The 17087-nt window shown below is 69.0% G+C and carries 20 protein-coding genes; 8 read left to right on the plus strand and 12 right to left on the minus strand.

Features of this window, described 5'->3' with window-relative positions; genetic code table 11:
• Nucleotides 1-15 precede the first annotated feature (15 nt).
• From fmt to def (ACZ2G3_RS13495), 5 genes are read right to left on the minus strand one after another with little or no spacing between them, the layout of a single operon-like run.
• Nucleotides 16-909: a methionyl-tRNA formyltransferase gene (fmt, locus tag ACZ2G3_RS13475; RefSeq protein ID WP_470396530.1), complete on the minus strand. Its 894-nt coding sequence runs from the start codon at nt 907-909 to the stop codon at nt 16-18.
• 45 nt (nt 910-954) lie between these two features.
• Complete coding sequence (def, locus tag ACZ2G3_RS13480; RefSeq protein WP_470396532.1) at nt 955-1455, minus strand: peptide deformylase; 501 nt, start codon at nt 1453-1455, stop codon at nt 955-957.
• Nucleotide 1456: 1 nt separating this feature from the next.
• The gene (locus ACZ2G3_RS13485; protein WP_470396533.1) at nt 1457-1684 is read right to left on the minus strand and encodes a peptide deformylase; all 228 of its coding nucleotides are present in this window, start codon (nt 1682-1684) and stop codon (nt 1457-1459) included.
• The gene (locus ACZ2G3_RS13490) at nt 1684-1971 is read right to left on the minus strand and encodes a peptide deformylase (protein ID WP_470396534.1); all 288 of its coding nucleotides are present in this window, start codon (nt 1969-1971) and stop codon (nt 1684-1686) included. Before ACZ2G3_RS13490 ends, ACZ2G3_RS13485 begins: the two co-directional genes overlap by 1 nt.
• Complete coding sequence (def, locus tag ACZ2G3_RS13495) at nt 1964-2485, minus strand: peptide deformylase (protein ID WP_419270438.1); 522 nt, start codon at nt 2483-2485, stop codon at nt 1964-1966. The genes ACZ2G3_RS13490 and def (ACZ2G3_RS13495) overlap by 8 nt, the downstream gene beginning before the upstream one ends.
• Nucleotides 2486-2568: 83 nt before the next feature.
• On the opposite strand from def (ACZ2G3_RS13495), the gene ACZ2G3_RS13500 reads away from it, so the two are divergent.
• The 4 genes from ACZ2G3_RS13500 (at nt 2569) to ACZ2G3_RS13515 (ending at nt 5490) form a co-directional block, all read left to right on the plus strand.
• Complete coding sequence (locus ACZ2G3_RS13500) at nt 2569-3753, plus strand: MalY/PatB family protein (protein WP_470396535.1); 1185 nt, start codon at nt 2569-2571, stop codon at nt 3751-3753.
• Between the two features lie 158 nt (nt 3754-3911).
• Nucleotides 3912-4874 (plus strand): acetyl-CoA carboxylase carboxyltransferase subunit alpha, encoded by a 963-nt coding sequence (locus ACZ2G3_RS13505; RefSeq protein ID WP_470396536.1) that lies wholly within the window; start codon nt 3912-3914, stop codon nt 4872-4874.
• A 57-nt stretch (nt 4875-4931) separates the two neighbouring features.
• Nucleotides 4932-5087, plus strand: a complete 156-nt coding sequence (locus ACZ2G3_RS13510) for a hypothetical protein (protein WP_470396538.1) — start codon at nt 4932-4934, stop codon at nt 5085-5087.
• 172 nt (nt 5088-5259) lie between these two features.
• The gene (locus tag ACZ2G3_RS13515) at nt 5260-5490 is read left to right on the plus strand and encodes a hypothetical protein (protein ID WP_419270446.1); all 231 of its coding nucleotides are present in this window, start codon (nt 5260-5262) and stop codon (nt 5488-5490) included.
• A 6-nt stretch (nt 5491-5496) separates the two neighbouring features.
• Here the strand turns inward: ACZ2G3_RS13515 and ACZ2G3_RS13520 are convergent, their stop codons facing one another.
• Genes ACZ2G3_RS13520 through ACZ2G3_RS13530 form a run of 3 tightly spaced genes read right to left on the minus strand, consistent with a single transcriptional unit; the run spans nt 5497 to nt 7906 of the window.
• Nucleotides 5497-6294 (minus strand): lysophospholipid acyltransferase family protein, encoded by a 798-nt coding sequence (locus ACZ2G3_RS13520; protein WP_470396539.1) that lies wholly within the window; start codon nt 6292-6294, stop codon nt 5497-5499.
• Nucleotides 6291-7220 (minus strand): cell division protein FtsX, encoded by a 930-nt coding sequence (locus ACZ2G3_RS13525; protein ID WP_470399136.1) that lies wholly within the window; start codon nt 7218-7220, stop codon nt 6291-6293. Before ACZ2G3_RS13525 ends, ACZ2G3_RS13520 begins: the two co-directional genes overlap by 4 nt.
• A gap of 11 nt (nt 7221-7231) precedes the next feature.
• Nucleotides 7232-7906 carry a cell division ATP-binding protein FtsE gene (locus ACZ2G3_RS13530; protein ID WP_470396540.1) on the minus strand — a complete coding sequence of 225 codons (675 nt, stop codon included), beginning with the start codon at nt 7904-7906 and terminating at the stop codon, nt 7232-7234.
• Nucleotides 7907-8017: 111 nt separating this feature from the next.
• Between ACZ2G3_RS13530 and ACZ2G3_RS13535 the strand changes: the two genes are divergently transcribed.
• Entirely contained in the window at nt 8018-8815 is a 798-nt protein-coding gene (locus ACZ2G3_RS13535; protein ID WP_470396542.1) for a zinc-ribbon domain-containing protein, read from the plus strand.
• Between the two features lie 3 nt (nt 8816-8818).
• Here the strand turns inward: ACZ2G3_RS13535 and ACZ2G3_RS13540 are convergent, their stop codons facing one another.
• The 4 genes from ACZ2G3_RS13540 to argH are packed head-to-tail and all read right to left on the minus strand — an operon-like array spanning nt 8819 to nt 14210.
• Complete coding sequence (locus tag ACZ2G3_RS13540; RefSeq protein WP_470396544.1) at nt 8819-11389, minus strand: DUF4175 domain-containing protein; 2571 nt, start codon at nt 11387-11389, stop codon at nt 8819-8821.
• The gene (gene lysA, locus ACZ2G3_RS13545) at nt 11380-12645 is read right to left on the minus strand and encodes a diaminopimelate decarboxylase (protein ID WP_470396545.1); all 1266 of its coding nucleotides are present in this window, start codon (nt 12643-12645) and stop codon (nt 11380-11382) included. Before lysA ends, ACZ2G3_RS13540 begins: the two co-directional genes overlap by 10 nt.
• Nucleotides 12646-12807 carry a hypothetical protein gene (locus tag ACZ2G3_RS13550; protein ID WP_470396547.1) on the minus strand — a complete coding sequence of 54 codons (162 nt, stop codon included), beginning with the start codon at nt 12805-12807 and terminating at the stop codon, nt 12646-12648.
• Nucleotides 12804-14210, minus strand: a complete 1407-nt coding sequence (gene argH, locus ACZ2G3_RS13555; RefSeq protein WP_470396548.1) for an argininosuccinate lyase — start codon at nt 14208-14210, stop codon at nt 12804-12806. The genes ACZ2G3_RS13550 and argH overlap by 4 nt, the downstream gene beginning before the upstream one ends.
• A 22-nt stretch (nt 14211-14232) precedes the next feature.
• Here argH and ACZ2G3_RS13560 point away from each other — a divergent pair, with 22 nt between their 5' ends.
• The 3 genes from ACZ2G3_RS13560 (at nt 14233) to ACZ2G3_RS13570 (ending at nt 17008) form a co-directional block, all read left to right on the plus strand.
• A complete protein-coding gene (locus ACZ2G3_RS13560; RefSeq protein ID WP_470396549.1) occupies nt 14233-14796 on the plus strand; it encodes a TlpA disulfide reductase family protein in 564 nt (187 codons plus the stop codon).
• A 101-nt stretch (nt 14797-14897) separates the two neighbouring features.
• A complete protein-coding gene (locus ACZ2G3_RS13565; RefSeq protein ID WP_470399138.1) occupies nt 14898-15698 on the plus strand; it encodes an EAL domain-containing protein in 801 nt (266 codons plus the stop codon).
• Nucleotides 15699-15835: 137 nt separating this feature from the next.
• Nucleotides 15836-17008 carry an acetyl-CoA C-acetyltransferase gene (locus ACZ2G3_RS13570; RefSeq protein ID WP_470396551.1) on the plus strand — a complete coding sequence of 391 codons (1173 nt, stop codon included), beginning with the start codon at nt 15836-15838 and terminating at the stop codon, nt 17006-17008.
• The last annotated feature ends 79 nt before the right edge of the window (nt 17009-17087 follow it).

The following is a 17087-nucleotide window of genomic DNA, read 5'->3' on the forward strand; positions in this document are numbered from 1 at the left end:
CCCCCACCACGCCCCCTAGTCCAGCCGCGCGGGCAGTTCCCAGCCCCGCAGCAGTTCCTCGGCCATCATCGGCCGCTTGCCCGCGCGCTGCGCCTCGAGGATCTGCACGGCGCCCTGACCGCAGGCAATGGTGAAGGCGCCGATGACGGCACCGGGCGCACCCGAGCCCTGGGCCAGCCGCGAACGCAGCAGCTTGACCCGCTCCCCCGCAATCTCGCACCAGGCGCCCGGGAAGGGCGACAGGCCACGGATCTGGCGGTCCACCTCGGCGGCGGGCCGGGTCCAGTCGATGCGCGCCTCGGCCTTGTCGATCTTGGCGGCGTAGGTCACGCCCTCCCGGGGCTGCGGAACGGGCTCCAGGGGCAGGCGATCCAGCACATCCGCGATCAGGTCTGCCCCCATCCCCGCAAGCCGGTCGTGCAGGTCCGCCGTGGTCTCCTCGGCCCCGATCGGCGTCCGCGCCTCCGCCAGGACCGGCCCCGTGTCCAGCCCCGCCTCCATCTGCATGATGGCGACGCCCGTCTCGGCATCGCCGGCCATGATCGCGCGGTGGATCGGCGCCGCCCCGCGCCAGCGCGGCAGGATCGAGGCATGGATGTTCACGCAACCCAGACGCGGCGCGTCCAGCACCGGCTGCGGCAGGATCAGGCCGTAGGCCACGACCACCGCCACATCCGCCTCCAGCGCGGCAAAGGCGGCCTGGTCATCGGGATCGCGCAGGCGCGCCGGGTGGCGCACCGGCAGGCCCAGCCCTTCCGCCGCAACATGCACCGGAGATCGTCGCGCCTGCTGTCCCCGGCCGGCGGCGCGCGGCGGCTGCGTGTAGACGGCCACCACCTCATGCGCGGCCGCGACCGCCCGCAGGGCAGGCACCGAGAAATCCGGTGTTCCCATAAAGATCACGCGCATCGCCCGTCCTTTCGTCTTGATGTTCAAACCCGGACCGCTGCCCGGTCAGCGCCGCGCCAGCTTGGCCGATTTGGCGACCAGCATCTTGCGGCGCAGGGGCGACAGGTGATCGACATAGACGCGGCCGTCCAGATGGTCGATCTGGTGCTGCACGCTGGTCGCCCAGAGGCCGACGAAATCCCGCTCTTCGATCTCGCCCAGCTCGTTCAGGAACCGCACCGTCACGGCCCGCGGCCGGCTGATGGGCGCCGAGACGCCGGGCAGGTTCGGGCTGGCCTCGTCATGGACGCGGTTCTGGACGCTGGCATGCAGCACCTCAGGATTGGCCATCCGCACCACCTGCCCCCGCTTGTCCGAGGCATCGACCACGGCCAGCCGCAGCATGATCCCGATCTGCGGCGCGGCCAGCCCGACGCCGGGCATGGATTCCATCGTGGCGACCATGTCGTCCCAGATCATCCGCACGCCCTCGGTCACGGCATCGACGGGATCGGCGGGCCGGTGAAGGCGGGGATCGGCAAAGGGCAGGAACGGTCGGACGGCCATGTCAGTCTTCCAGGATCAGGCGGCCGTCCAGGTGATCGGCCTCGTGCTGCGCGATGCGCGCCTCTGGCCCCGACATCTGCCGCAGATGATGCCGCCCGTCCAGATCATACCAGCCCAGGTCGATGGTGGACGGACGCGACACCGCAACGACCCGGTCCGGGATGGAAAGGCACTGCTCGTCCCCGCTGTCCCTCCGGGAGGAGCGCCACAGGATCTCGGGGTCCAGCATCACCAGCGGTCGGGGCGCCCGTCCTTCCAGCCCGCATCCATGACGAAGACCCGGAACAGGACCCCCACCTGCGGCGCCGCAAGACCGCGGCCCCCCGCCGCATACATGGTTGCCAGCATGTCGGCGGCCAGCCGTCGCAGCGCCGCGGCGCCCAAGAAGGCCGAGGATTCGCAGCGCCGGCGCAGCCGGCTGTCGGGCCACAGAACCAGATCGCGGGGAACCCCACCGGCCAGATCCCCCTCCAGCAAGGGGCGGACCCAGCCCGGGGGGTCCGGGCTGTCAGGCACGCGCTTTGTCCCGTTTGAGCTTGACCATCTTGCGGGTGATCATCTGCCGCTTCAGCGCCGAGAGGTGGTCGATGAACAGGATCCCCTCCAGGTGATCCAGCTCGTGCTGCGCGCAGGTGGCCCAGAGGCCGTCGAATTCCTGATCGTGCGTCTTGCCGTCCAGGCCCATCCAGCGCATCCCGACCTGCGCCGGACGGGTCACCTCGGCATAATGGTCGGGGATCGACAGGCAGCCCTCGTCATAGACGCTCAGCGCCTCGGATTCCCAGGTGACCTCGGGGTTGATCATGACGACCGGCGACCGCTCGGCCTCGGGATCCCGGGATGCGTCCATCACGAAGATCCGTGATAACACCCCGATCTGGGGCGCGGCCAGGCCGATGCCCGGCGCGTCATACATCGTCGCCAGCATGTCGGCGGCCAGGCTCTCGATCTCGGGCGTGACGCGCGCAACAGGCTCGGCCACCTTCTTGAGGCGGGGATCGGGATGGATCAGGATCGGTCTGAGGCTCATAGGCGGGATTTAGGGCAAGCCTTCACCATAAGCAATAACGGGGTTATGCAGGGGCCTGTCCCATATGGCCGCAGGAGCACCGCATGACCGACCCCGACTTCGACGAGATCATCGACCGCCGCGGCACGCACTGCAGCAAGTGGGACGACATGCAGGCGACCTATGGGGTGGCGCCCGATGACGGGCTGGCGATGTGGGTGGCGGACATGGACTTCCGCCCGCCGGCAGCTGTCCAGCGCGCGGTCGAGGCCACGGTAGCGCACGGTGTCTATGGCTATCCGGGCGGGCACCAGCCCTATCTGTCGGCGATCTGCTGGTGGATGCAGAACCGGCACGGCTGGACGATCCAGCCCGACTGGATCCTGACCTGCGCCGGGCTGGTGAACGGGGTGGCGATGGCACTTGATGCCTATACCCGCCCCGGCGACGGCGTGATCGTCATGAGCCCGGTCTATCACGCCTTTGGCCGGGTGATCCGCGCCGCCGGGCGCGAACTGGTCGAACTGCCGCTGGCGACCCGGGACGGGCAATACCGGATGGACTGGGCAGCCTGGGAGGGCCAGCTCAAGGGGCACGAACGGATGCTGATCCTCTGTTCGCCCCACAATCCCGGCGGCCGGGTCTGGACACCCGAGGAACTGGCCCAGGTTGCTGATTTCTGCGTCCGGCACGATCTTCTTCTTCTGTCCGACGACATCCACAGCGACCTGGTGATGCCCGGCCAGACACACCACCGGATGATCGCCACCGTGGCGCCGGAAATTGCCGACCGGCTGGTCACGCTGACTGCCGCGACCAAGACCTTCAACATCGCCGGCGCCCATATCGGCAACGCGATCATCGCCGACCCGGACCTGCGCGCGCGCTTCAAGGCGGCCCTGATGGCGCGGGGCATCTCTCCGGGGTTCATGGGGATGGACATGGTCGCCGCCGCCTATTCGCCCGAAGGCGCGGCTTGGGTGGATGCGCTGATGAGGTATCTGGACGGCAACCGGCGGATCTTTGACGACGGCGTGAATGCCATCCCGGGCCTGCGCTCGATGCCGCTCCAGGCGACCTACCTGTCATGGGTCGATTTCTCGGGCACCGGCATGACGGCGCCCGAGATCAGCGCGCGCATCGAAACAACGGCGCGCATTGCCGCCAACCACGGCGCCACCTTCGGCCTGGGGGGTGACAGCTTCATGCGCTTCAACATCGCCACCCCCCGCGCCCGCGTGGTCGAGGCGGTGCGGCGCCTTTCGGATGCCTTTGCCGACCTGCAGTGACCCTTGCACATCTTCGTTGCGCAAATGCCCCCGGGGGGTGAATGGGCCGCAGGCCAGGAGGGGGGCAGACGGCCCCCTGCCCTTCGGAGCGCCGCGTTGCAACCCGGTTCCGCCCGGCCTATATAGCCCCAACCCGAACGCTGCCGGAGGCTTCGCCCATGGTCTATCTGGATTTCGAAAAGCCGCTTGCCGACATCGAGGGCAAGGCCGAGGAACTTCGCGCCATGGCCCGCAAGGGCGACGGGGCCGTCGATCTGGAGAAAGAGGCCGGGGCGCTGGACCGCAAGTCCTCGGAACTGCTGCGCGATCTCTACAAGTCGCTGGATCCCTGGCGCAAGACGCAGGTGGCGCGCCATCCCGACCGCCCGCATTGCCGCGACTATGTCGAGGCGCTGTTCACCGAATATACCCCCCTTGCCGGCGACCGCGCCTTTGGCGACGACCATGCCGTGATGGGGGGCCTTGCGCGGTTCAACGACGCGCCCTGTGTCATCATCGGGCATGAAAAGGGCAACGACACCCGCTCGCGCATCCACCACAATTTTGGCATGGCCCGCCCCGAGGGCTATCGCAAGGCCATCCGCCTGATGGACATGGCGCATCGCTTCAAGCTGCCGGTCATCACGCTGGTGGACACGCCGGGCGCCTATCCCGGCAAGGGCGCCGAGGAGCGCGGCCAGTCCGAGGCCATCGCCCGCTGCACCATGAAATGCCTGGAGATCGGCGTGCCGCTGGTCAGCGTCATCATCGGCGAGGGCGGGTCCGGCGGGGCCGTGGCCTTTGCCACCGCCAACCGCATCGCCATGCTGGAACACTCGATCTATTCGGTCATCTCGCCCGAGGGCTGCGCCTCGATCCTGTGGAAGGACGCCGAAAAGATGCGCGACGCCGCCGAGGCGCTGCGCCTGACCGCGCAGGACCTGAAGAAGCTGGGCGTGATCGACGGGATCATCGCGGAACCCCTGGGCGGCGCGCAACGTGCCCCCAAAGAGGCGATCGCCGCCGTTGGCGTCGAGATCGCCGCGATGCTGGCCGACCTGAAGGGCAAGAAGCCGGCCGACCTGATCAAGGACCGGCGGGCCAAGTTCCTGGCGATGGGATCCACGGCGCTGGCCGCCTGACCTTCGCGATCCTGTGACCCATCGGCAACAGCCGCCCCATCACGGGCGGCTTCTTGCATGCGCCTGCTTGCCCGGTTCGATTTTCTCGGCCAGCCTGCAATCCTGCCCGACACCCTGCAGCGAAGGAGGGGCCTCATGATGACATCACGCGACGCCACCTTTGCCACCCGGGACGGCCATCAGCGACGAAATCCCTCGTTCCTGACCGCCTGACCGCCTGACCGGGCAGAACCCCACCGACGCCACGACCTGAACGACGACTGCCCGCACGGGCAGCCTGCCGTCACGGCTGCCTGCCTGTCAGGCCGCGCATCCGCATGGCGTCATGTCCCCACCTGCAGTCCGACCGCCCATGCTCGGCATGGCCCGTCTTCAGGAGAGAACGATGATTGCAGACCTGAACCCGCAGTCCGCGCGCCTGCGCCCCGCCCTCCACCGCCTGATCGACCGACATGGTGCGACGGCGGTGCTTTGGGCGCTGCTCCGCGCGCTGCTGATGCCACGCCGCAGACGGCCGAGGCCGCCCGATCCCTATCACCTCAGCCCGCACATGCGGCGCGACATCGGCCTGCCCCCGGCGGAGCCCCATGTCCCGCGCTACTATGACCTGAGATGACCGGCCTCAGGCGGCGCCCATGGCGTCGCCTGACCTGGGCAGCGCCAGGCCCGCCTCGGCCATCAAGCGATCGGAGCGGGTTTCGATCTCGGCCTCCAGCCGGGCCATGAAGCCTGCCGCCGGGACATCGGGCCCAAGCGCGGGCAGGAACTCCACCACGGCACGGCCGGGGCGGATGCCCCAGCCCTTGCGCGGCCAGAACATGCCGGTGTTCACTGCCACCGGGACGACCGGCAGGCCAGTGGCCATGCGAATGGTCGACACACCCTGCTTGTAGGGCCTGCGCTGTCCGGGCAGGGTCCGCGTCCCCTCGGGATAGATGATCAACTGGCCCAGCCCGTCGCCCGCGATCCGCTGGTTGATCTGGCTCGAGATCGCGACCATCGCATCGCGGCCCCTGGTCCGGTCGATCGGGATGCAGCCGACCTTCCACGCGTACCAGCCCATCACCGGCACGCGCATCACCTCGCGCTTCATGATGAAGGCCCGGCGCGGCACGGCATGGGCGATCACCAGGATGTCCCAAAAGCTCTGGTGCTTGGCCGCCACGATGCAGTCGGTCGTGGGCGGGGTGCCCCGCACCTCGCAGGTCAGGCCCAGGTGCAGCTTGGCAGCCCAGATCATGTAGCCGATCCAGCGGGTCGCCACCCGGTTCGCCCCGACCCGGCCGTGCCGGACGACCAAGACGATCCCGGCAAGCCCCATCACCACCGTCGCCAGCGCCACATGCAGGTAATACAGCACATGCTGCACATGCTGCCAGGGTGTCAGGGGCCCCGGATGGGGGTCGTCGCGGCGGCTCACCTGACGGCCCCCAGCATCTTCAGGGCCGCCCAACGGGTCGCGAAAAACCCGACGGCCGCGGCGATGAAGGGGATCGACAGCGGCATCAGCCAGTCCCAGCCCTGAAAGCCCAGGCCGGTCATGAACCCGCCCGCCGCGCTGGCGTCGGGCAACAGCGCAATGCCGGCCATGCCCAGCAGCGTTCCCACGGCCGAGCCGATGGCCGCACGGCGGGTGAAGCGGCGCACGAAGGCCGTGGCGATGGTCAGGTCGCGCGCCCCGATCAGGCGCAGCACGCGGATCACCTGGCCATTCGCCGCCAGCGCCGCCTTGGCGGCCAGCGTGATCATCGCCGCCGAGGCCGCCCCGATCAGCAGCAGCGAGACGATGCCCAGCATCCGCAGCCGGTTCGCGGCCGAAACCAGCGGCCGGCGCCATTCGGTATGATCGTCCAGCACCGCCCCGGGGGCCTCGGCCTCCAGGCGCAGGCGCAGGCCCTCGGGGTCGAAGGCCTCTCCGGTGACGGGCAGGTCGATCAGGGCGGGCACCGGCAGGGCATCCACAGGCATGTCCGGTCCGAACCAGGGCTCCAGCAGCTCGGCCAACTCCTCCTGCGGCAAAAGCCTAGGCTGACCTGCATCCGGGGTGGTCGACAGGATCTGCATCACCGACTGGACTCGCGCCTCCTGCTGGCCCGCAGGGGCGCTGACGCGGACGGTCACGCTGCCGGCCAGTTCCGAGGACCAGCGGTCCGCCAGGCGCCCGGTCGCCAGGGCCAGCGCCAGGGCAAAGACCGCCAGAAAGGCCATGGCCCCGGCCGAGAACAGGGTCAGCTGCGCCGTGAATCCGGTCGGCGGCACGATGCGGTCGCCCTTGCCGCCTTCGCCACCCGTCAGCCCCTGCCACAGCGATCCCAGGTTCAGCCCCCGCAGGTTCATCTCGCGCATGTTCCGACGCATCACAGGTCCGCCCCCGCCAGTTGCAGGCTGCCGCCCGAGATCCGCAGCACCCGCGCCGTCACCTGGGCCTTGGTGGCGCGGATCAGGTTCAGGTCATGGGTGGCGACCAGCACGGTCTTGCCCGACTTGTTCAGCTCGATCAGCAGCTGCATCAGCCGCATCGACATCTCCCAGTCCAGGTTGCCGGTCGGCTCGTCCGCCAAGACCAGGTCCGGCGACAGGATAACCGCCCGCGCCAGGGCCGCCCGCTGTCGTTCACCCCCCGACAGCGAGGGCGGCAGCGCGCGTGAATGATGCGTCAGCTGCACCCAGCCCAGAAGATCGCGCAGCGCGTCCATGTCCACCTCTTCGCCAGCGACGGTCAGCGGCAGGGCGACGTTTTCAGCCAGGGGAACATGGTCCAGGAACTGGGGGTCCTGGTGGACCACGCCGACGCGACGGCGCAGGTCGGCGATCCCGTCGCGTGACAGGCCACGCATGTCCTGGCCAAAGGCGGTCATCTGTCCGGCGGTGGGCAGCAGGTCCGCATAGCACAGCCGCAGCAGCGTCGTCTTGCCCGAACCGGAGGGGCCCGTCAGGAAATGGAACATGCCCGGCTGCAGGCTCAGCGTCATGCCCGACAGCAACTCGGGGCCCCCGTGGTAACCGAAACCGACATCCCGCATCTCGATCAAGCGCCACCTCTTTTCCGTTACGGCCCGTCTGACGCGGGTCCTGCACCCGGCGCGACTTGGAAGCCGGACCTGCGCTTGATAGAACAGCCCACAGACGATTGCGAGGGTGGCATGGCTGAAATTAGGTTGATCTGTCCAGGCTGCAGCGCCGAATACGTCCTGCCGCAGGAGGCCATCCCCCCCGCCGGACGCGAGGTCGAATGCAGCGCCTGCGAGCATGTCTGGAGGGCGCAGCGTCCGTCCACGGCGGCGGCTCCGCTGGATCTGGGGTCCTATACCCTCCCGCGCGAGGGCGGCGGCCCCAGGGAAGGGCAGGAAAGCCCGGTGAGCCTGCCCCCGGCCAGCCGGCGCCTGTCGCCCGACGTCCTGGACATTCTGCGCGAGGAGGCCGATCACGAGCGCCGCCTGCGCGAGAGCGAGGCGGCGGGCATCCCTGCCCCCGTGGCCGACAGGGCCGATCAGACGCCGCCCCAGGATGACCAGCCCGCGTCCGAGGATGACAGCCTCTGGCCCGCCACCACGGTGATCCTTCCGGCGGGCGCGACCCGCGCGATCACCACGAACCCGGCCCCCCAGGCCCCCGCGGCAGAGGCCCTTGCGCCGCAACCCGGCGTGCCGGCGGAGCGGCCCGTCGTGCTGCCGCTGCGGCCCGCGCCGGGGCAGCAGCTGCGCCCCTCCGCCCCGATCCAGCCGCGGGTTGCGCTTGTGCCGGTTCCCGCTCCTGCGCCCTCACCGCCCCGGAGCGGCTATCGCTTGGGCTTTGGCCTGGCGGTGCTGATCGCGGTGATCTGCCTGGCGCTCTATCTGCTGGCCCCACGCCTGCAGGTGGGTCCGCTGACCGAATGGCGCCAGAACGTGGACGACGCGCGGCTCTGGCTGGGCCAGCAGGTCCGGGGCCTGCGGGACTGAGCGTCAGAACCGGTCCAGAAGGCGGCCCAGATAGTCGCGCTCGTCCTGGGAGCGGCCGCGTTCGCCGCTGCGGCGGCGGATCTCGTCCAGCAGGTCGCGGGCGCGGCGCGCCGGGTCCAGCCCCTCGGCCAGGGGATCGCCGCTGGTGATGACATTGCCGTTGCCCGGCCGCTGCCGGCCAAGGGGATCAAGAACCGGCCGGCCGTCAAAGGGCATCTGGCTCTGTCCCTGCGCGCTGTCGCCCGGCTGGCCGCCGGGCTGCTGGCCCTCCTGGCCTTCCTGTCCCTGTTCGCCCTGCTGCCCTTGCTGGCCCTGCTGCGCCAGCATGTCGCCCAGGGCGCGCATGCCATTCCGCATCGCCTCGATCGCGTCGGCCTGGTTCTGCAGCGCCTGGCCGCTGTCGCCTTCGCGCAGCGCGCGCTCGGCCTCCTCCATGGCGCGGCCAGCCTCGTCCAGCTGACGCCGCGCCTCGTCGCCTTGGGCCGAGCCCTGCCCGGGCATCAGCCCCTGCTGCTGGCCCAGCTCCTCGCGCAACGCCTGCTGGCGGTCGGCCAGGCTTTGGCCGCCCTCCTCCCCTTCGCCTTCGCCCGGCTGCTGGCCCTGTCCGAACTGGCGCTGCATGTCGCGGAAGGCCTCGTCCGACAGGCGCTGCTGCTCGCGCAGCGTGTCGGCCAGGCGGTTCATCGGCTGGTCGCCCTGCTGCCCGTCCTGGCCCTCCCCCTGGCCCTGCTGCTGCTGGACCTGCAGGTTCTCCATCATGCGGTTGAACTGCTCCAGCAGCTCCTGGGCCTCGGCCATGCGGCCCTCGTTCATCAGGCGCTGGATCTCGTCCATCATCTGCTGGATCTGGTCGCCGGTGATCTGCTGGCCCTCCTGGCCGCGATCGGGGCTGTCGGCCTGGTCCTGGCCCTCGCTCTGCTCGGCCAGCATCTGCGTATAGGCGTCCGTCGCCTCGCGCAGCTCATCCATCAGGCGCTGGATCTCGTCGGGTGAGGCGCCGTTCCTGATCGCCTCGGACAGCTTTTCCTGCGCCTGCTTCATCCGCTCCAGCGCATCGGCCAGGCCGCCGTCCTCCAGCTGCACCGCCGCCGCCCAAAGCGCCTCGGCCAGCCGGTCGCGGGCCTCGGGCGTAAAGCCTTGGCCCTCCAGCAGGCGGACGGCGCCGCGCAACTCGGCATAAAGATCTTCCTCGACAAAACCTTCGGGTCGCCACGTGACGGCGCGCAGGATCTCGGCGCTGCGGCCGGCATTGGCGCGCGACCACAGCAGGTCGCGGCGTAGCTCGATCAGGGCCGCCGCCAGCGGGTTGAAGAAGCGCCGCCCCGGCAGCTCCACCGCCATCGGCTCGGACTGCCCCACCTGCGCGATCCCGTCCAGCGCGCGCAGCGTCACGCGCACCGGCAGGTTCGCCCAAGGGTGCCGCGACAGGTCCTCGACCAGCTGCTCCTGGACCCTCTGCCGGTCACCGCGCGGCAGGGTCAGCGCCAGGTCGATGTCAGGGCGCGGCTCGGGTGCGACGGTCAGGCCAAAGCGGCGCTCCACAGCGGGCAGGTCCAGCTGGATCAGCGCCTGCGCCTCGGCCAGGCCGTGGTCGTCGCTGGCCACGTAATCCTGGATCATCCGGCCGTCGGCCCGCCGGACCGGCGCCGCGCCGGCCTGGATGACGGGGGCGGCATCGGGCAGGACCGTCACGTCGAAACGCCGGTCGGCCACCTCGATCACCCCCGACTGTTCGGCGCGAAAGGCGGGGGCGGTCGCGTCACCGCCTTGGGCCGCGGGACCGATGTCCTGGTCGACAGCGACACCCCCGCCATAAAGGCGAAAGCTGATGGCGGTCCCCTTGGGCAGGGTCAGCGCCTCGCCTTCGGCCAGGGCATTCAGATAGATCGTCGGGCGGCGGGTATAGGCGGGCGGCTCGGCCCAGCCCTCCCAGGCCGGCCCGCCGGGCGCGACCGGCCCCGTCCCGGGCGCGGTCATCGTGGCCGCGATGGCAGAGATCCCCTGCCCCATCTGCCCGGCGCCGCCAAAGATCAGCGCCATTGCCAAGGCCAGCGCCCCTGCCAGCCGCAGGGCATAGGGGTCGCGCCGCGCCAGGTCCGCGTCGGGCCGAACGGCCCGGGCCGCCAGCGCCGCCGCCTGCATCTGCGCCAGATGCGCCTGCCACAGCGCGCCCTCTCCGCCGATGGCGGGGCGATCGGACAGCGCGCTCAGCGGGCGGCCCGGCAAGGTGCGGTCAAGACGGTCCAGCGCCTCGGCCGGGCGGACGCGGCGAAAGCGCAGGCCCGCCAGGATCGCCGTGGCCACCACCGCCAGCAGCCACAGCCCGGCCAGCCAGGGCAGGACCGGCGCCGGCAGAACGGCCACCAGCCCCAGGGCCAGCGCGGCAAAGCCGCAGGCCAGAAGCGTGGCCAAGGGCCAGAAGGCCCGCGCGCCCCGTTCCCAAGCCATGCCCCACCGGGTCAGGCGCAGGGCCCGGGCGACGGGCCCGGAAGCGGTCGGCGAAAAATCGTCGGATGTCCGGGGGCTGACGGCCCCCGGCCTGTCGGTCAGATCCTGACGCCCGATCAAAGCCATGGCGGGATGCTATCCCGGGCCAGCATTTCCTCAAACGTCGGTCTCGCCCGGATGACGGCGAAGTGATCGCCCTGCACCAGCACTTCGGGGACCAGCGGCCGCGAGTTGTATTCCGAGGCCATCACCGCCCCATAGGCCCCGGCGGAACGGAAGGCGATCAGCCCGCCCGCCTCCATCTGCGGCAGCTGCGCGGCCTTTTGGAAGGTGTCGCCTGATTCGCAGACCGGTCCCACGACGTCATAGGGATGGACCGCCGCCCCCAAGCCGGGCTCGATCAGGGGCACGATGTCGTGATGCGCGCCGTACATGGCCGGGCGCAGCAGGTCGTTCATGGCCGCGTCCACAATCAGGAAGTCGCGGTCCTCGCCCTGCTTGACATAGATGACCTCGGCCAGCAGCACGCCGGCATTGCCGACGATGTTGCGCCCCGGCTCGATCTCGATCTCGCAGCCCAGATGGCCGACGGCCTCGCGGATCACCTGGCCGTATTCGATGGGCAGGGGCGGCGCGTTGTTGTCGCGGCGATAAGGGATGCCCAGCCCGCCGCCCAGGTCCAGCCGCGTGATCTGGTGCCCCTCGGCCCGCAGTGCCTGCGTCAGGTCGGCCACCTTGGCATAGGCGGCGCGGAAGGGCGCCAGGTCGGTCAGCTGGCTGCCGATATGGACGTCAATGCCCACGACCTTCAGGCCCGGCAGGCGGGCGGCCTCGGCATAGACCTCGATGGCGCGCGAGATGGGGATGCCGAACTTGTTCTCGGACTTGCCGGTGGCGATCTTCTCATGCGTCTTGGCGTCCACGTCCGGGTTCACGCGGATGGCCACGGGCACCGTCGCGCCCATGCTGGCGGCCAGCTGCGACAGGGCCCGCATCTCGGGCTCGCTCTCGATGTTGAACTGGCGGATGCCGCCCTCGATCGCCAGGCGCATCTCGGCCCGGGTCTTGCCGACGCCGGAAAAGACGATCCGCTCGCCCGGCACGCCGGCGGCCTTGGCGCGCAGGTATTCCCCGGCCGAGACCACGTCCATGCCCGCGCCCAGGTCGCCCATCAGCTTCAGCACGGCCAGGTTGCTGTTCGACTTGACCGCAAAGCAGACCAGGTGGTCGCACCAGTCCAGGGCTTGGCGGAACAGGCCGAAATGCCGCGTCAACGTGGCCGCGGAATAGACATAGACCGGCGTGCCGACCTGGGCCGCGATGCAGGACAGCGGCACATCCTCGGCGTGCAGGGCGCCGTTCTTGTACAGAAAGTGATCCATCTAGAGCCGGGCCGACACGCCGATCCGCGCGTCACCGCCGACCGAAACGCCCATCTGCTGCTGCAGCGGCTTTTCGAGGGGCCGCTTGGGGGCGCCGTCGACGCCGCAGGCGGCCAGTACCAGAACGGGGGCCAGAACGGCCAAGAGGGACAGACGGATCATGCCAGTTTCTCCTTCCAGCGGGCGATCTGCGCGCGCACCTGCGCGGGCGCGGTGCCGCCATAGCTTTGGCGCGAGGCGACGGAATTGTGCACGCCCAGCACATTGAACACATCCTGCGTGATCTGGCCATGCACCGTTTGCATGTCGGCCAGGGTCAGGTCGGGCAGATCGACGCCCCGCCCCTCGGCCATGGCGACCAGCGAGCCGGTGACGTGATGGGCGTCGCGGAAGGGCAGGCCCAGTTCGCGCACCAGCCAGTCGGCCAGGTCGGTCGCGGTGGAAAATCCGGTGCTGGCCGCGGCCTCCAGCCGGTCGCGGTTGGCGGTCAGGTCCGACAGCATTCCCGACATTGCGGCCAAGGCCAGCATCAGGCTGTCAGCGGCGTCAAAGACCTGCTCCTTGTCCTCCTGCATGTCCTTGGAATAGGCCAAGGGCAGGCCCTTCATCACCGTGAACAGCGCGACCGTCGCCCCCAGGATGCGCCCGATCTTTGCGCGGATCAGTTCGGCCGCGTCGGGGTTGCGCTTTTGCGGCATGATCGACGATCCGGTGGACCACTTGTCCGACATCGACACGAAACGGAACTGGGCCGAGGACCAGATCACCAGCTCTTCGGCCAGGCGTGACAGGTGAACGGCGCAGATGCTGCTGGCCGCCAGGAATTCCAGCGCAAAGTCGCGGTCGCTGACCGCATCCAGGCTGTTGGCCATCGGACGGTCGAAATCCAGCGCGGCGGCGGTCATGTCGCGGTCGATGGGATAGCCCGTCCCGGCCAGCGCCGCCGCCCCCAGGGGCGATTCGTTCATCCGATTGCGGGCATCCTGGAACCGCGACAGGTCGCGGCCGAACATCTCGACATAGGCCATCATGTGGTGGCCCCATGTGACCGGCTGCGCGGTTTGCAGGTGGGTAAAGCCCGGCATGACCCAATCTGCCCCCGCCTCGGCCTGCGACAAAGCCGCGCGGATCAGCGCGGTCAGCCCCTGGATCGCCGCATCGCATTGGTCGCGCACCCACAGCCGGAAATCCGTCGCCACCTGGTCGTTCCTGGACCGGCCCGTGTGCAGGCGGCCCGCGGGCTCTCCGATGATCTCCTTCAGGCGGGCCTCCACGTTCATGTGGATGTCCTCCAGCGCGGTGCGAAAGGGGAAATCGCCGGCCTCGATCTCTGACAAGACGGTGAGCAGGCCTTCCCCGATGGCCTTTGCATCGTTATCGCTGATGATGCCTTGTGCGGCCAGCATCGCCGCATGGGCCCGGCTGCCCCGGATATCCTGGGCGTAGAGCCGCCGGTCGAACCCGATCGAGGCGTTGATCGCCTCCATGATCGCGTCGGGACCCGCGGCGAAGCGCCCGCCCCACATGCTGTTGGCGGCGTCTTTGCTGTCGGGCCGGTCGGTCATCTGTCAGTCCCTCGGAGGTCACATGCTGCGTTCCGCCCTGCTTTATACGGCCCTTGTTTTCGGTGCAAACACCGCCTTCGCCGCAGGCCCCGACTGGCAGGCCGCGCGCGACGGCGGCCTGGCCAAGCTGGTCGTGGCCGAGGAACCGGTCCCGGTCAGCACGACCGAATTCACCGACCCACAGGGCGGCACGCACAGCCTGGCCGACTGGCAGGGCAAGGTCGTGGCGCTGAACTTCTGGGCCACCTGGTGCGCCCCCTGCCGCGAGGAGATGCCCGCGCTGGATCGGTTGCAGGCCGAACTGGGCGGAGACGATTTCCAGGTCGTCACCATCGCCACGGGCCGCAATGCCCCCGACCGCATCGAGGCCTTCTTCGACGAGGTGGGGGTGACGAACCTGCCCATCCTGCTGGACCCGCGCCAGAAGGTCGCCCGCGACATGGGCGTTCTGGGCCTGCCCGTGACGGTCCTGATCGACCGCGAAGGCCGCGAGGTGGCGCGCTATCTGGGCGACGCGGAATGGGATTCGGAGGCCGCCAAGACGCTGATCACGCAACTGACGGCGGATGAGAGCAGCAGAAATTAACCCTGAGTTGCAAAACCGCTGACGATTCACCGTGGATTAAGTCATCATGGGCAGAGTTCAAGCAGACCCGAGAAGATGAGGCCGCCGTGAGCGACAGAATCATGGAAAACAGTTCGCCACTGGAAGATGCGATCCGCCACCAGGACCGGATCACGCTGAGCGCCGTGTCCCACGCGGTCGAAAAGGCCAGCGCCGTTCTGGCATTCCAGCCGATCGTGCAGTCGCAGCGCACCAGGGCACCGGCCTTCTACGAAGGGTTGATCCGCATCATCGACGACAGCGGCCGGCTGGTGCCGCTGCGCGATTTCATGCCCCAGGCCGAAACGACCGAACTGGGCCGCAAGATCGACTGCCTGTCGCTGTCGCTCGGGTTGCAGACCTTGGCCGAGGATCCGGCCCTGCGCCTGTCGATCAACATGTCGGCGCGCTCGATCCTTTATCCCGACTGGATCGGCACCTTGCGCCGGGGCATCTCGGACGACCCGATGCTGGGAGAGCGGCTGATCCTCGAGATCACCGAAAGTTCGGCCATGGGCATGCCCAACGAGGTGCAGGCCTTCATGGCCGAGGTTCAGGGCTATGGCATCAGCTTGGCGCTGGACGATTTCGGCGCGGGCTATACCTCGTTCCGGTATCTGCGGGATTTCTGCTTCGACATGATCAAGATCGACGGGCAGTTCATCCGCCAGATCGCCGCCAACCCCGACAACCAGGTGCTGACCCGGGCGCTGCAGTCGATCGCCCATCATTTCGACATGTTCACCGTGGCCGAATCCGTCGAGACGGCCGAGGATGCAAGCTTCCTGATCGACATCGGCATCGACTGCCTGCAGGGGTATTATTTCGGCGCACCGACCATCGCGCCGCCTTGGAAAAGCCCTCCGTCGCTGGCGACGCGCTGACGGCGGGCGCGGGGCGCGCAGACAAAAGGTTCCCGGCATCATACGAAAGTCCGGCCATGCGCTTGACGTTACGTCGCGAAAAAGCATCCTGAACCGGATTCGCCGGCCTGTCCGGCAGTGATGGGAAGGAGCCCGCCATGTCCAAAGCCGTTATCGTTTCTGCCGCCCGTACGCCGGTCGGCAGTTTTATGGGGTCGTTTGCCAACGTCCCGGCGCATGATCTGGGGGCAGCGGTCCTGAAAGAGGTCGTCGCGCGCGCCGGTGTCGATCCGGCTGAGGTCAGCGAGACGATCCTGGGCCAGGTCCTGACCGCGGCCCAGGGGCAGAACCCGGCCCGCCAGGCACACATCAAGGCAGGCCTTCCTCAGGAGGCGGCGGCCTGGGGTCTCAACCAGGTCTGCGGGTCCGGCCTGCGCGCCGTGGCGCTGGCCGCGCAGCAGGTGATCCTGGGCGACGCGCGCATCGTGCTGGCGGGCGGCCAGGAAAGCATGTCGCTGTCTGCCCATGCGGCCTATCTGCGCGCCGGCCAGAAGATGGGCGACCTGCAGATGATCGACACGATGATCCGCGACGGGCTGTGGGACGCCTTCAACAACTATCACATGGGCCAGACTGCAGAGAACGTGGCCGAGAAGTGGCAGATCAACCGCGACCAGCAGGACGAATTCGCGCTGGCCTCGCAGAACAAGGCCGAAGCGGCGCAGAAGGAAGGTCGATTCGACGACGAGATCGTGGGCTACACCGTCAAGGGCCGCAAGGGCGACACGGTGGTGGACAAGGATGAATACATCCGCCACGGCGCCACCATCGACGCGATGCAGAAACTGCGCCCGGCATTCGCCAAGGACGGCTCGGTGACGGCGGCCAATGCCTCGGGCCTCAACGATGGCGCGGCCGCCGTGATGGTCATGTCCGAGGAGGAGGCCAACCGCCGCGGCCTGACGCCCCTGGCGCGCATCGCCTCCCATGCCACGGCGGGCCTCGATCCGGCGATCATGGGCACGGGTCCGATCCCGGCCAGCCGCAAGGCGCTGGAAAAGGCCGGCTGGTCCGTGGGCGACCTGGATCTGGTCGAGGCGAACGAGGCTTTCGCCGCCCAGGCCTGCGCGGTCAACAAGGACATGGGTTGGGATCCGTCCATCGTGAACGTCAATGGCGGCGCCATTGCCATCGGTCACCCGATCGGCGCCTCGGGCGCGCGCATCCTGAACACGCTGCTGTTCGAGATGCAGCGCCGCGACGCCAAGAAGGGTCTGGCCACGCTCTGCATCGGTGGCGGCATGGGTGTCGCCATGTGCTTGGAGCGCTGACCTGATCGCAGAACCGGCGCGCAATTATCTTGCGCGCCGCTGACTATTCTTGTTAGCAGATTACGATCACATGGAACGA

This window comes from Paracoccus sp. KKT209, from assembly GCF_055635455.1.

What these genes read in the sequence shown, in the direction of transcription:
- ACZ2G3_RS13485 (WP_470396533.1), bottom strand. Translation starts at nt 1,684, where the DNA reads ATGCTGGACCCCGAGATCCTGTGGCGCTCCTCCCGGAGGGACAGCGGG.
- ACZ2G3_RS13565 (WP_470399138.1), top strand. Translation starts at nt 14,898, where the DNA reads ATGGAAAACAGTTCGCCACTGGAAGATGCGATCCGCCACCAGGACCGG.
- ACZ2G3_RS13535 (WP_470396542.1), top strand. Translation starts at nt 8,018, where the DNA reads ATGGCTGAAATTAGGTTGATCTGTCCAGGCTGCAGCGCCGAATACGTC.
- lysA (WP_470396545.1), bottom strand. Translation starts at nt 12,645, where the DNA reads ATGGATCACTTTCTGTACAAGAACGGCGCCCTGCACGCCGAGGATGTG.
- def (WP_470396532.1), bottom strand. Translation starts at nt 1,455, where the DNA reads ATGGCCGTCCGACCGTTCCTGCCCTTTGCCGATCCCCGCCTTCACCGG.
- ACZ2G3_RS13515 (WP_419270446.1), top strand. Translation starts at nt 5,260, where the DNA reads ATGATTGCAGACCTGAACCCGCAGTCCGCGCGCCTGCGCCCCGCCCTC.
- ACZ2G3_RS13540 (WP_470396544.1), bottom strand. Translation starts at nt 11,389, where the DNA reads ATGGCTTTGATCGGGCGTCAGGATCTGACCGACAGGCCGGGGGCCGTC.
- ACZ2G3_RS13550 (WP_470396547.1), bottom strand. Translation starts at nt 12,807, where the DNA reads ATGATCCGTCTGTCCCTCTTGGCCGTTCTGGCCCCCGTTCTGGTACTG.
- ACZ2G3_RS13500 (WP_470396535.1), top strand. Translation starts at nt 2,569, where the DNA reads ATGACCGACCCCGACTTCGACGAGATCATCGACCGCCGCGGCACGCAC.
- ACZ2G3_RS13525 (WP_470399136.1), bottom strand. Translation starts at nt 7,220, where the DNA reads ATGCGCGAGATGAACCTGCGGGGGCTGAACCTGGGATCGCTGTGGCAG.
- ACZ2G3_RS13570 (WP_470396551.1), top strand. Translation starts at nt 15,836, where the DNA reads ATGTCCAAAGCCGTTATCGTTTCTGCCGCCCGTACGCCGGTCGGCAGT.
- ACZ2G3_RS13560 (WP_470396549.1), top strand. Translation starts at nt 14,233, where the DNA reads ATGCTGCGTTCCGCCCTGCTTTATACGGCCCTTGTTTTCGGTGCAAAC.
- ACZ2G3_RS13510 (WP_470396538.1), top strand. Translation starts at nt 4,932, where the DNA reads ATGCGCCTGCTTGCCCGGTTCGATTTTCTCGGCCAGCCTGCAATCCTG.
- ACZ2G3_RS13505 (WP_470396536.1), top strand. Translation starts at nt 3,912, where the DNA reads ATGGTCTATCTGGATTTCGAAAAGCCGCTTGCCGACATCGAGGGCAAG.
- def (WP_419270438.1), bottom strand. Translation starts at nt 2,485, where the DNA reads ATGAGCCTCAGACCGATCCTGATCCATCCCGATCCCCGCCTCAAGAAG.
- argH (WP_470396548.1), bottom strand. Translation starts at nt 14,210, where the DNA reads ATGACCGACCGGCCCGACAGCAAAGACGCCGCCAACAGCATGTGGGGC.
- fmt (WP_470396530.1), bottom strand. Translation starts at nt 909, where the DNA reads ATGCGCGTGATCTTTATGGGAACACCGGATTTCTCGGTGCCTGCCCTG.